General features: G+C 70.0%; 13 protein-coding genes. 8 read left to right on the top strand and 5 right to left on the bottom strand.

Going from position 1 to position 12,671, the window contains the following annotated elements; translation table 11 throughout:
- Positions 1-2: 2 nt before the first annotated feature.
- Positions 3-872 (bottom strand): glycosyltransferase family 2 protein, encoded by an 870-nt coding sequence (locus ACZ7SW_RS08675; RefSeq protein ID WP_470229768.1) that lies wholly within the window; start codon positions 870-872, stop codon positions 3-5.
- A 531-nt stretch (positions 873-1,403) separates the two neighbouring features.
- Positions 1,404-2,168, bottom strand: coding sequence for a crotonase/enoyl-CoA hydratase family protein (locus ACZ7SW_RS08670; protein WP_470229767.1), 765 nt, complete (start codon positions 2,166-2,168; stop codon positions 1,404-1,406).
- A 105-nt stretch (positions 2,169-2,273) separates the two neighbouring features.
- Here ACZ7SW_RS08670 and ACZ7SW_RS08665 point away from each other — a divergent pair, with 105 nt between their 5' ends.
- Together ACZ7SW_RS08665 and ACZ7SW_RS08660 are read left to right on the top strand one after the other, a co-directional pair.
- Positions 2,274-2,828, top strand: a complete 555-nt coding sequence (locus ACZ7SW_RS08665) for an HD domain-containing protein (protein ID WP_470229766.1) — start codon at positions 2,274-2,276, stop codon at positions 2,826-2,828.
- An 84-nt stretch (positions 2,829-2,912) separates the two neighbouring features.
- Positions 2,913-3,347 carry a L,D-transpeptidase gene (locus ACZ7SW_RS08660; RefSeq protein WP_470229765.1) on the top strand — a complete coding sequence of 145 codons (435 nt, stop codon included), beginning with the start codon at positions 2,913-2,915 and terminating at the stop codon, positions 3,345-3,347.
- Here ACZ7SW_RS08660 and ACZ7SW_RS08655 read toward each other — a convergent pair whose 3' ends face one another.
- Positions 3,348-4,505 (bottom strand): NAD(P)/FAD-dependent oxidoreductase, encoded by a 1,158-nt coding sequence (locus tag ACZ7SW_RS08655; protein WP_470229764.1) that lies wholly within the window; start codon positions 4,503-4,505, stop codon positions 3,348-3,350.
- Positions 4,502-4,819, bottom strand: a complete 318-nt coding sequence (locus ACZ7SW_RS08650; protein WP_470229763.1) for a bifunctional 3-phenylpropionate/cinnamic acid dioxygenase ferredoxin subunit — start codon at positions 4,817-4,819, stop codon at positions 4,502-4,504. Before ACZ7SW_RS08650 ends, ACZ7SW_RS08655 begins: the two co-directional genes overlap by 4 nt.
- Before the next feature lie 281 nt (positions 4,820-5,100).
- On the opposite strand from ACZ7SW_RS08650, the gene ACZ7SW_RS08645 reads away from it, so the two are divergent.
- The gene (locus ACZ7SW_RS08645) at positions 5,101-6,225 is read left to right on the top strand and encodes an aromatic ring-hydroxylating oxygenase subunit alpha (RefSeq protein ID WP_470229762.1); all 1,125 of its coding nucleotides are present in this window, start codon (positions 5,101-5,103) and stop codon (positions 6,223-6,225) included.
- A gap of 4 nt (positions 6,226-6,229) precedes the next feature.
- Here ACZ7SW_RS08645 and ACZ7SW_RS08640 read toward each other — a convergent pair whose 3' ends face one another.
- Positions 6,230-6,892: a GntR family transcriptional regulator gene (locus ACZ7SW_RS08640; protein ID WP_470229761.1), complete on the bottom strand. Its 663-nt coding sequence runs from the start codon at positions 6,890-6,892 to the stop codon at positions 6,230-6,232.
- A gap of 71 nt (positions 6,893-6,963) precedes the next feature.
- Between ACZ7SW_RS08640 and ACZ7SW_RS08635 the strand changes: the two genes are divergently transcribed.
- From ACZ7SW_RS08635 to purU, 5 genes are read left to right on the top strand one after another with little or no spacing between them, the layout of a single operon-like run.
- Entirely contained in the window at positions 6,964-8,208 is a 1,245-nt protein-coding gene (locus tag ACZ7SW_RS08635) for a sarcosine oxidase subunit beta family protein (RefSeq protein WP_470229760.1), read from the top strand.
- 8 nt (positions 8,209-8,216) lie between these two features.
- On the top strand, positions 8,217-8,495 hold the full coding sequence (locus tag ACZ7SW_RS08630; protein WP_470229759.1) for a sarcosine oxidase subunit delta: 279 nt from the start codon (positions 8,217-8,219) through the stop codon (positions 8,493-8,495).
- Entirely contained in the window at positions 8,492-11,281 is a 2,790-nt protein-coding gene (locus ACZ7SW_RS08625; protein WP_470229758.1) for an FAD-dependent oxidoreductase, read from the top strand. The genes ACZ7SW_RS08630 and ACZ7SW_RS08625 overlap by 4 nt, the downstream gene beginning before the upstream one ends.
- Positions 11,271-11,822, top strand: a complete 552-nt coding sequence (locus ACZ7SW_RS08620) for a sarcosine oxidase subunit gamma (protein ID WP_470229757.1) — start codon at positions 11,271-11,273, stop codon at positions 11,820-11,822. The genes ACZ7SW_RS08625 and ACZ7SW_RS08620 overlap by 11 nt, the downstream gene beginning before the upstream one ends.
- A complete protein-coding gene (purU, locus tag ACZ7SW_RS08615) occupies positions 11,819-12,664 on the top strand; it encodes a formyltetrahydrofolate deformylase (protein WP_470229756.1) in 846 nt (281 codons plus the stop codon). The genes ACZ7SW_RS08620 and purU overlap by 4 nt, the downstream gene beginning before the upstream one ends.
- Positions 12,665-12,671: the final 7 nt, after the last annotated feature.

Raw genomic sequence — 12,671 nt, 5'->3', positions numbered from 1 at the left:
GCTCAGTCCGCCATCGCCAGGACGCATTCGGCCTCGCCGGCGCAGAGCACGTTCGACGGCCCGCGGACGGTACGCGCCCGATGCGCGACCAGCTGCGACAGGTTGCGGAATCCGTCGCGCACGGCGTGCAGTTTCACTTCTCCGCCGCGGATCCGGTACTCGATCGGCGTTTCGCCGCAGCGGAAACCGCGGAGGTAGGCGTCGTTCTTGATCTCCTGCGAGAACGGCATCCCGCCGGACCGGATGTCGAGGTGCTGCCACACGTGCCGGCGGAACACCCACATCCCGGACTGCGAGTCCCGGAAGGGGGAACGGAAGAAGAGCCGGCTGATCAGCGTCAGCACCCGGTTGCCGATCCGGTGCGAGGGCTTCATCGCCTCGCGGTTGCCGAGGCCGAGCCGGTTGGTGGAAAGGAAATCGAGCCGCCGGTCCGCCATCGTGCACAGCAATCCGGGCAGGTGGTCGAACGGATAGGTGCAGTCCGCGTCGCCGGTCGCGATCACGTCGCCGGTCGCGGCGGCGAAACCGGCGTGATAGGCGTGCCCGTACCCGCGCAGCGGCTGCACGATCACCCGCGCGCCGAGCGCGGCGGCCACCTCCCCGGTCCCGTCGGTCGAGGCGTTGTCGACCACGATCACCTCGGTCTCGTAGCCGAGGGAAGCGAGCCCGGAACGGGGGATCGCGGCCAGCACGCGGGGCATGTTGACCCGTTCGTTCAGCGCGGGGATGACGATGGACAGCGTCCGCGGGCGCGGTCTTTCGCCGCAGGCGCCGCGGCTGGCGACCCGGAGGCGGCAGCAGGGCCCGGCGGCCGGGCGGGAAGCGATGTCGTCCGACGGCGAGGAGCTGGAACGCTCGATGTTCGACGTCATGGAAGAACCTCGGTTCTTGTCTTGTGCTCGGCGGGGGAAGAGAGCAGAAGAGCGGCGGGCGGGGTCCGAGGCGGGAAGCACCGATTGCCCGGCCTCGTCAGGCCGGGTGGTCGGCGTCCGCCGGCGGAGAGCCTGCCGGCGACGGGTCGGGGGGCGGGGTTCTGTTGTGGTGGAGGCGGGCGGTGCGAACGGCCTGGCGGCCGTGCGAGCGCGCTGCGGCGCCCGGCCTCGTATCTGTATCGATGCCGAGGGCCTGGGCGCTACGTGCGTTTAGCGAATTTTTCGTTCGCTCGATCGGACCAGCGCCGAATACGGCCGCGATAATAAACGGTCGTCGCAGGTAATGGTGACCGGCCCGGAAAAAACCGAAAGGGATTCGCGTGCGGTTTCACTCGTTCGGCGCAGTCCGGAAAATGCGGGTAACCGGGCCGGAAAGGCGGCCTTGAGCCGTATGCCCGCTATGTCCGCATGTCGTTCCCGCCTGTTTGGACGCGGGTATATGCCTTGCCGTGCAACGGTAATCGGACGCGACTAATTTCCGAACGACCCGTGCCTGCCCGCACCCTCGGCGAATCGCGCGGCCCCCGCTAGGGTATCCGCGTTCAGGGACTGAATCCCGTGCCGGAATTCGTTTTCCAATGCGGATTCCTCGGTCTTGGACTCGCTTTCCAGCAATGCCGCCCGGTCCTCCCGCAGGCAGGTCTGCGGAAACGCGGCGATTTCCCGCGCCAGTGCGATCGCGGCGGGCAGCGCCTGCCCGGAAGGCACGACGCGATTCGCCAGTCCGATCCGGTGCGCCTCTTCCGCGCCGACCGGCCGTCCGGTCAGCACGAGATCCATGGCGTGGCTCCGCCCGATCAGCCGCGGCAGCCGGACGGTGCCGCCGTCGATGAGCGGAACGCCCCAGCGGCGGCAGAACACGCCGAACACCGCGGTCTCGTCCGCGATCCGGAGGTCCGCCCAGATCGCCAGCTCCAGTCCGCCCGCGACGGCGTGCCCGGACACCGCCGCGAGCACCGGCTTGCGCAACCGCAGGCGCGTCGGGCCCATCGGGCCGTCGCCGTCCGGCTCGGTGCGGTTGCCGCGGCCTTCGCTCACCGCTTTGAGGTCCGCGCCCGCGCAGAAGGTCCCGCCGACGCCGTGGAGCACCGCGACCGAGGCGTCCGAAGCGTCGAATTCCCGGAAGGCGTCGGCCAGTGCCTCGGCAGTGGCGCGGTCGACGGCGTTGCGGCGCTCCGGCCGGTTGATGCCGATGGTGGTGACCGGACCGTCGTGCTCGACCAGCACAGTGCTCACGCGGGGCCTCCTGCGGAAGAAGCGGTTGTCCGGGCAGCATGCCACGCCCCGTAGGCTCCGGCACCGGGGTCGGCACGGAGACCGGCACGGGAAGGGAACCGCGGAATGGACGCCGAAAGCCTGGCCGCGTTCGGGTTCGAGCTGGGAGTGCTCAAGCGGGTCCGCCGCGCGGGCTGGTGGCAGGCGGGGGTCCGCGACCCCGAGTCGGTGGCCGAGCACAGCCTCCGGGCGGCACAGCTGGCCGCGCTGCTCGCCGCCGAGGAAGGCGCGGTCCCCGAGCGCGCGGCGTTTCTCGCGCTGTGGCACGACACCCAGGAGACCCGCACCGGCGACCTGCCGCACACGGCCGCGCCGTACTTGGCGAAGCCGGAACCCCGGGCGATCACGGCGGACCAGACCGCGGGCCTGCCGAGCGCCTCGGCGGAAACCGTGCAGGCGGCGGTAGACGAGTACGAAACTCGCGAGTCGCCCGAGGCACGGTGCGCGAAAGACGCCGACAAACTCGAGATGCTTTTCCAGGCCCTCGAATACCAGGCTGCCGGAGTCTCCACAGTGGACGAATGGCTCGCGTCGGCGCAGGCCGGGCTCTTCACCGAAACCGCCCGGCGCGTCGCCGCGGCCGCGCTGGCGACGTCGCCGCTCGCCTGGCGGTCTCGTTAGAGATCACCCACATGGGCGCACTTCTGGTTTAAAGCTGTCCTCTCTGGGAAAGATCCAATGTACGACCGTCTCGGGAGGCACAGGATGAACCGGAAACTCACGGCAATGCTGGCCAGTATCGCGGCGATGGCGGCAACGATCGGATTCGCGGCGAGCGCGGAGGCTGCGGGACCGCCGTGCGGCGCGCAGGCGAAGGCGTGCCTGAAGCTGTCGGCGAACACGGCGTGGCTGATGGACAACGGCAAGGTCACCCGCGGCGGCGTGCGCGTCACCGTCGGCAAGCCCGCGTACCCGACGCCGGTAGGCACGTTCCGCGTGCAGTACAAGGATCTTCACCACTACAGCAAGCAGTTCCACGGCCCGATGCCGTACTCGGTCTTCTTCACCAGCACCGGGGTGGCGTTCCATCAGGGCAGTCTGAAGGTCCAGTCGCACGGCTGCGTCCACCTGTCCCACGCCGACGCGGTGGCGTTCTTCAACACGCTGCAGCCGGGCGACGTGGTCCAGGTCGTGCGGTAATCACCCGACGGGGATCGGCCGCCGCAGCGCTTGCCGGCGCAGACGGCCGAACCCGCGCGGGTTGTTGAGCCCGAACACGGCCACGGTCCGGCCGTCGCGGTGATAGGTGGCGAGGAAGGACTCGTCGTCCGGACCGCCGTCGGCGAAGCGCACCTCGTCGCCGGGGGAGGGATGCCCGGCGAGCTGCAGGGTTCCCGCGTACTGATCGGACCAGACGTAACCGCTCGGCTCGTACTCCCGGACCACCTGTCCGGCCAGCAGGTTGGCGACCGCGACGGAGGCCTGCTCGGTGGCGTTCGTCCAGTGCTCGTGCCGGACGCCTGCCGGTCCGTATGCCGCGACGTCGCCCGCGGCGACCACGTTCGGCAGTGAAGTGACCAGACCGGTGTTGGTGCGCACGCCGCTGCCGATCTCCAGCCCGGAGCTGTCGAGCCACTCGGCCGCCGGGACCATGCCGATCCCGGCGACGACCACGTCAGCGGGCAGATTCTCGCCGGTTTCCAGCCGCACCCCGGTGACCCGGCCGGAGAGCGTGGACAGCCCGGCGACCGAAGCGCCGCAGCGGAGAGCGACGCCGTTCCGGCCGTGCAGGCGCGCGCAGATCGAGCCGAGTTCCGGGCCCAGGACGCGCGCCAGGGGCGTCGGCAACGCCTCCAGCACCGTGACGTCCAGGCTCAAGCTGGAGCACGTTGAAGCCACCTCGGCCCCGATGAACCCGCCGCCGACGATCAGGACTCGCGCGCCGGGGACCAGTTCCTCCCGAAGGGCGAGAGCGTCGTCCAGGGTGCGCAGAACATGAACTCCCGCAACGGATTCCGTCCTCGGCAAGGCTCGCGCGCGTCCACCGGTCGCGAGGACGACGCCGTCAGCTTCGAGTTCGCCACCGGAGAGGACAAGGCGGCCAGTGGCCGGGTCGAGCCGTTCCGCGCGAGTGCCGAGCCGGACGTCCAGGGAGGCGAGATCGTCGGCGTCGAGCAGTTCGAGCGACTCGCGCGACGCGGTTCCGGCGAGGAAGGCTTTCGACAGCGGCGGCCGGTCGTAGGGGAGATGCGGCTCTTCGCCGATGAGCACCACGCGACCGTCGAACCCCTGTGCGCGCAGCTCCTGCGCGGCGCGGGCACCGGCGAGCGAAGCGCCGACGATCGCGACCGTTTTCACGCAGCGTCCTCGGCGGCGTCGGCGAGCACGTAGATCACGCCCTCGTCGATCTGCACGTCGTACGTGCGCACCGGCTGCTTGGCCGGCAGGCAGGACGGCAGGCCGGTGCGCAGGTCGAACAGCGCCGCGTGCAGCGGGCACTCCACGAAACAGCCTTCGAGCCAGCCGTCGGCCAGCGACGCGTCCTGGTGGGTGCAGGTGTCCCCGATCGCGTACAGCTCGCCGTCGGCGTTGAAGACGGCGATGGGCTCGGGCCCCGCGATCCGGACGGACTCGCCCGGGGGCAGTTCGTCCACTGTGCACGCGCGCAGCATTTGATTCCTCCGAAGCTGGGGATTGTTGCGTATTGAGGAACACCCGACGTGATACGCAACAGAGTCTGAGTGTGTCGGAGGGGCGCCGTCAAGAGGTTCCGGGGTGGAGTTTTTCGGAGCGCGGTTCCGGGTGAAAGCCGTGGTCGAAGGCGGTTCCGGCGAACGGGTGCGGTGCCGGGAAGGGTGCTTGACAGCGCCCCGGCTGAGCCTCATCTTGTTCCGTAGAGGGCAACAAGACGCGTAATACGCAACATCGAGACTGTTCGAGAGGAGCCCTGCCGGTGACCGCTATCGACCTCCCGCAGAGCCTGCTGCCGACTCTGCCCGGGGCGCACTACACCGACCCGGCGGTCTTCGCCCGGGAGCAGGAGCGGATCTTCGAAGCGGGCTGGTTCTGCGCGGTGCGCAGCGCCGACCTGCCGTCGCCCGGCTCGTTCGAGACCGTGCAGATCGGCCGCGAAAGCGTGCTGATCGCGCGCGGGCGCGACGGCGCTCTGCGCGCGTTCCTGAACGTGTGCCGCCATCGCGGCGCGCGGCTGTGCACCGACGAGAAGGGCTCGGTGAAACGCGCTTTCCAGTGCATGTACCACGCTTGGACCTACGGTCTCGACGGAAAGCTCGTCGCCGCACCGAATCTCACCGGGATGCCCGACGTCGACCGTGTCGAGTACGGCCTGACGAGCGCGCAGCTGCGCGAATGGCTCGGCTACGCCTGGGTTTGCCTCGCCGAGGACGCACCGTCCTTTGCGGACACCGTGCAGGCCGACGTGAGCGAACGGCTCGGCGGGCCGGGCGAAATCGAGGCGTACGGCATCGAGAATCTGGCGCTGGGCCGCCGCATCGAGTACGACGTGCGCGCGAACTGGAAGCAGATCATCGAGAATTTCATGGAGTGCTACCACTGCGCGACGATCCACCCGGAACTCACCGAGGTGCTCCCGGAGTTCGCGGACGGCTACGCCGCGCAGTATTTCGTCGGCCACGGCGCGGAATTCGGCTCGGACGTCACCGGGTTCACCGTGGACGGCGGCGACGGCGTGGCGCGGTTGCCGGGCGTCGGCGAGCACCAGGACCGGCGGTACTACGCGATCACGATCCGGCCGCAGGTGTTCGTGAACCTGGTGCCGGACCACGTGATCGTGCACCGGATGTTCCCGCTGGCCCCGGACCGCACCCTGGTCCGCTGCGACTGGCTGTACCTGCCGGAGGTGGTCGAGTCGGGCGCGGACCTGGACCGTTCGGTGGAGCTGTTCCACCGGGTGAACCAGCAGGATTTCGAGGCGTGCGAACGGTGCCAGCAGGCGATGGGCTCACGCGCGTACGCCCGCGGCGGCGTGCTGGTCCCGAGCGAACACCACATCGGCGAGTTCCACGACTGGGTGCGCTCGAAGGCCGGGGACTCGTGAGTCCCTAGATCAGCGCGCGGATCGCCTTCTCGAACCCGGTCACGTGGTCGAGCGTCAGCGCGGAAGCCTTCTTCGCGTCCCCCTCGACGATCGCCGTCAGCAGAGGCGAATGCTCGTCCACGTGGCCGGCCATGCCGCGCAGCCGGGGGAGGAACACGCACCAGATCCGGGTCGCGAGGTTGTCGTAATGGACCAGCGTGTCCTCGAAGAACGGATTGTGCACGCAGTGGTAGATCGCGCGGTGGAGTTCGAGGTCGGTGCGCAGAAGGTCGGCGTTTTCCCTTGGCGTGGCCGAATCCAGCTGATCGCGCAGCTGGACCAGCCGGGCCCGGTCCTCGTCGGTCGCGCGCGTGGCGGCGGACGCGGCGGCCGTGGGTTCGAGGGTGCGCCGGACCTCGGAGATGTGCGCGAGGTCGGAGATGTTGACGTCCGTGGCGAACGTGCCGCGGCGCGGGTACGCCACCACCAGGCGTTCGGTCTCGAGGCGTTTCAGCGCTTCGCGGATCGGCGTGCGGCCCATGCCGAGCGCGCTGCCCGCCCATTCCTCGTTGATCGGGTCGCCCGGCTTGAGGTCGAGCATGACGAGACGGTCGCGCAGGAACTCGTAGGCGCGTTCGGCCAGCGACGGGGCGGTGGCCGGGATGACGTGGTTGACCGGGGTGCTCACCCGCCCTACTCTACAGCGAAGATTGATATATCAGTAGTCGACCAGTTGTCCGATACGGGAGGCCAGCGGGAATGACCACGACGGACCAGCCGCGTCCCCCGGGCGCGGACCTCCCGGACCACCCGGATTTCCTGTGGCGGGACTCGGAACCGCGGCGCGCGTACGACGTCGTCGTGGTGGGCGGCGGCGGGCACGGCCTCGCGACCGCCTACTACCTCGCCAAGGTGCACGGCATCACGAACGTCGCGGTGCTGGAGAAGGGCTGGCTCGCCGGCGGGAACATGGCCCGCAACACGACGATCATCCGGTCCAACTACCTGTGGGACGAAAGCTCCGGCATCTACGAGCACTCGCTGAAGCTGTGGGAGGGCCTCGAAGAAGACCTCGGCTACCCGATCCTGTTCAGCCAGCGCGGCGTGCTCAACCTCGCGCACAGCCTGCAGGACGTCCGCGACAGCGTGCGGCGGGTGAACGCCAACCGGCTCAACGGGATCGACGCGGAATGGGTCGACGCGGACGGGGTCAAGGAACTCTGCCCGATCGTGAACACCTCGCCGGACGTGCGCTACCCGGTGCTCGGCGCGACCTACCAGCCGCGCGCCGGAATCGCCAAACACGACTACGTGGCTTGGGGTTTCGCCCGCGCGGCCGCCGGGCTGGGCGTCGACCTGATCCAGAACTGCGAGGTCACCGGCCTCGACACGCGCGACGGCAAGGTCGTCGCGGTCGAGACGAGCCGGGGCCGGATCGCCGCCGGGAAGGTCGCGTTGTGCGCGGCCGGGCACAGTTCGGTGCTGGCGAAGATGGCCGGGATCGACCTGCCGCTGGTGTCGCATCCGCTGCAGGCGCTCGTGTCGGAACTGCTCGAACCGGTGCACCCGACGGTGGTGATGTCGAACGCCGTGCACGTCTACGTTTCCCAGGCGCACAAGGGAGAACTCGTGATGGGCGCGGGCATCGACTCCTACGCCGGCTACGGCCAGCGCGGGGCGTTCCACATCATCGAGGACCAGATGGCCGCCGCGCTGGAGCTGTTCCCGGTGTTCGCGCGGGCACACCTGCTGCGGACCTGGGCGGGCATCGTGGACGTGACCCCGGACGCCTCGCCGATCGTCGGGCTGACCCCGGTGGAGAACCTGTACCTCAACTGCGGCTGGGGAACCGGGGGGTTCAAGGCCACGCCGGGCGTCGGCGACTGCTTCGCGCACACCGTCGCGAAGGGCAAACCGCACCCGTACGCCGAACCCTTCACCCTCGACCGGTTCACCACCGGCGCGCTCGTCGACGAGCACGGCGCCGCCGCCGTCGCGCATTAGGAGCCACTGTGCAGCTGATTCCCTGCCCCTGGTGCGGTCCCCGCGAGGAGACCGAATTCCACTACGGCGGCCAAGCCCACGTCGCGTACCCGCGGGAACCGGCGGCGCTGTCCGACGAGGAGTGGGCGAAGTACGTCTTCTTCCGCGCCAATCCGAGCGGTCCGCTCGCCGAGCGCTGGACGCACAGCGCGGGCTGCCGCCGCTGGTTCAACGCCGTCCGCGACACCCGCACCCACGAACTCGCGGCGGTCTACCGCCTCGACGAACCCCGGCCGGTGATCCCATGACCTTCCGCCTCCCCAGCGGCGGCCACCTCGACCGCGACACCCTGCTGCAGTTCACCTTCGACGGCCGCGTCCTCACTGGACACCCCGGCGACACGCTGGCGTCCGCGCTGCTCGCCCACGGCGTGCACCAGGTCGCGAGGAGCGTCAAGCTCGGCCGCCCGCGCGGCATCATGGCGGCGGGCGTCGAAGAGCCGAACGCGGTGGTACAGCTGGAAAAGCCGTTCCCCGAGCCGATGCGGACCGCCACCACCGTCGAGCTGTTCGACGGTCTCGTCGCGCGCAGCCTCTCCGGGCAAGGCCGGCTGGCGACCGAGCCGGATCCGGCTCGGTACGACGCGAAGCACCTGCACTGCGACGTGCTGGTCGTCGGCGCGGGCCCGGCCGGTCTGGTCGCGGCTCGCACGGCGGCGCGGGCGGGGGCCCGGGTCGTACTCGTGGACGACCAGCCCGAGCCCGGCGGTTCGCTGCTCGGCTCGAACGAATACCTCGACCTCAAGCCCGCCGTCGAATGGGCCCGCGCGCTCGCCGACGAACTCCGCGCGACCCCGGACGTGCACGTGCTCGACCGGACCACCGCGTTCGGGGCCTACGACGACGGTTTCGTCCTCGCCGTGCAACACCGGACATCCGGCGCGGCCCGCCAGCGGGTGTGGCGCATCCGCGCGCGGCAGACCGTCCTCGCGACCGGCGCGCACGAACGCCCGATCGTGTTCCCGGACAACGACCGTCCCGGCATCCTCCTCGCCAGCGCCGCGCGGACGTACCTGCACCGGTACGGCGTCCTGCCCGGCCGCCGCGCAGTGGTGTTCACGATGGACGATTCCGCCTACGCCACCGCGATCGACCTCGCCGACGCCGGGGCGGAAGTCCCGGCTGTGGTCGACGTTCGGCAGGCGGCACCGGAAAACTTGGCCGCAGCGTGTGCGGAACGGGGGATCGAGGTCCGCACTGGTGCCGCGGTCACCGCGACCGAAGGAACCGAGCGCATCACCGGCGTCCGCGTCGGCGGGGAATTGATTCCGTGCGACACCCTCCTGGTCTCGGGCGGCTGGACACCGGCGGTCCACCTGTTCAGCCAGCAGCGCGGTCCGTTGCGCTACGAACCCGCGCTCGGCGCGTACCTCCCGGACGGAGACCTCCCGACGGCCCGGGTGGCAGGCAGCGCGAACGGCACCTTCGACTTCGCCGGTTGCGTGCGAGAAGGCCGAGCGGCGGCGGGGAAAGCCCTTGCCGGAGCCGGATTCGCGGCACCAGCGGACATCCCGCTCCCGGTCTCCGACGCACCGCCGCGCGAGCTGGCCCCCGCCGTCGAATGGCAGATCCCCGGCGCGGAGTCCGATGTGGACACCCGCTTCGTGGACCTGCAGCGCGACGCCACGGTCTCCGACGTGCTCCGCGCGACCGGCGCGGGCCTCGCCTCGCTGGAGCACGTCAAGCGCTACACCACCATCGGCACCGCGCACGACCAGGGCAAAACCTCCGGCATGCTCGCCGCCGGGATCACTGCGGAAGCCCTTGGCGTCGACCTAGCGGACCGTCGCCCGACCACCTACCGCCCGCCGTACACGCCCGTCGCCTTCGCCGCGCTGGCCGGGCGGAACCGCGGCGAACTGCACGACCCGGTCCGCGTCACCGCGCTGCACCCTTGGCACGTCGAGCACGGTGCCGAGTTCGAGAACGTCGGCCAGTGGAAGCGCCCGTGGTACTACCCGCGACCCGGCGAGGATCTCCACGCGGCGGTACGGCGGGAGTGCCTGGCCGCGCGCACCGACGTGGCGATGATGGACGGCTCCACGCTCGGCAAGATCGACGTCCAAGGCCCGGACGCCGCCGAATTCCTCGACCTGCTCTACACGAACCTGATGAGCACGCTGAAGGTCGGCCGGATCCGCTACGGCGTGATGTGCGGCGTCGACGGCATGGTCATCGACGACGGCACCGTCATCCGCGTGGCCGAGGACCGCTTCCTCGTCACCACGACCACCGGCAACGCCGCGATGGTGCTGGACTGGATGGAGGAGTGGCTGCAAACCGAGTGGCCGCACCTGCGCGTGTTCGCCACCTCGGTCACCGAGCACTGGGCCACCGTCGCGCTCGTCGGCCCGCGTTCGCGCGAGATCCTGGCCGGGCTCGCGCCGGAGCTGGACGTCAGCAACGACGCGTTCGGCTTCATGACCTGGCGCGACGCCGAGGTGGCGGGGATCGCGGCGCGGGTGTGCCGGATCAGCTTCTCCGGCGAGCTGGCGTACGAGATCAACGTCCCGTCCTGGTACGGCCTGGCGCTCTGGGAAGCGTTGGCGGAGCGGGGAAGCACGCCGTACGGCACCGAAACCATGCACGTCCTGCGCGCGGAGAAGGGCTACCCGATCATCGGCCAGGACACCGACGGCACGGTCACCCCGCAAGACCTCGGCATGAGCTGGGCGGTATCCAAGAAGAAGGCCGACTTCCTCGGCAAACGGTCCTTCTCCCGAGCGGAAAACCTGCGCCCGGACCGCAAGCAGTTCGTCGGCCTGCTGCCGGTCGATCCCACTGTGCTGCTGCCGGAGGGCGCGCAGATCATCGAGACCGCGCACGTCCCGCGCCCGCCGGTGCGCATGCTCGGCCACGTCACCTCCAGCTACCCGAGCGCCGCGCTGGACCGCACCTTCGCGCTCGCCCTCGTCCGCTCGGGACGGGAACGAATCGGGGAGACGCTGTACGTCCCGGTCGGCGACGAGGTGGTTCCGGTGACGGTGACCGAATCCGTGCTCTACGACAAGGAGGGGACCCGCCGTGACGGTTGAAACCCTGTCTCCGCTCGCGGAGCACGCGGGCCTGCTCGCCAGCAGTGCCCCAGCCCTGCTCGCCGAAGAACGCCCGTTCGTCTCGCAGTTGAACGTCCGCATCCGCGAAGGCCACGACGCCGCGGCTGCAGTGCTCGGCACCGCGCTGCCGGAGCCGTGCCGCTTCACCAGCGGTATCGGCGACGTCCTGTGGCTCGGACCGGACGAGTACCTAGTGCTCGGCGCTCCGGAAGGCACCGAAGAAGCACTGCGAGAAGCGATCACCGTCGGCGCGGTCACCGACGTGTCCGCGCAGCGCACCACCGTGCAGCTTGCCGGACCAGCGGCCCGCGACGTCCTGGCGCACGGCTGCGCGATCGACCTCCATCCGAAAGCCGCGCCGCCGGGCACCTGTGTTCAGACGTTGCTGGCCCGCACCGGGATCGTCCTGCTGGTGCGGGAAGCGGGCGAGTTCACCGTGCTCGTGCGCCAGTCTTTCGCTCCCTACTTCGCCGCCTGGCTCGCCGACGCGGCGCTCGAATACCGAGAGGAGGAGTCTTGACCCAGTTCACCCTGACCCTGCACTGCCCCGAGCGCTCCGGGATCGTGCACGCCGTGACGACGTTCCTCGTAGGCAACGGCTGCGACATCGTCGAGCACCAGCAGTTCGACGACAACGTGCACGGGGAACTGTTCCTGCGCACCGAATTCACCTGCTCGGGACCGGCCACAGTGGACGATCTCACCCGCGAGTTCGACCTCGTCGCCCGGGATTACGCCATGCGGTACCGGTTCTCCGACCGCACTCCGGACCGGTTGCTGGTGATGGTGTCGAAGGCCGGGCACTGCCTCAACGACCTCCTCTTCCGGTGGCGCGCGGGCGCGCTCGGCGCGGAAATCGCGCTCGTGGCGTCGAATCACGAGGACCTCCGCCCGATGGCCGAAGCCGCCGGACTGCCGTTCGAGCACATCCCGGTGACCCCGGCGACCAAGCCGGAAGCCGAGCAGCGGCTGCTGGACCTGGTGCGGGAGCACGACATCGACGTCGTCGTGCTGGCCCGGTACATGCAGGTCCTCTCCGACGAGCTGTGCCAGAAGCTGCAGGGCCGCGCGATCAACATCCACCACTCGTTCCTGCCCGGCTTCAAGGGCGCGAAGCCGTACGCGCAGGCCTACGACCGGGGCGTCAAGTACGTCGGCGCGACCGCGCACTACGTGACCCCCGAACTCGACGAAGGCCCGATCATCGAACAAGAGGTGCAGCGGGTCGACCACTCGCACTCGCCGCGCGCGCTCGCCACCGTCGGCCGCGACGCCGAAGCGCTCGCCCTTTCCCGCGCGGTGCGCTGGCACTGCGAGCGGCGCGTTCTGCTCAACGGCACCCGGACCGTCGTCTTCCGCTGACCTATCC

It is taken from the genome of Amycolatopsis sp. NPDC114484 (assembly GCF_055633755.1).
This window is presented reverse-complemented; position numbering and strand designations above follow the sequence as displayed.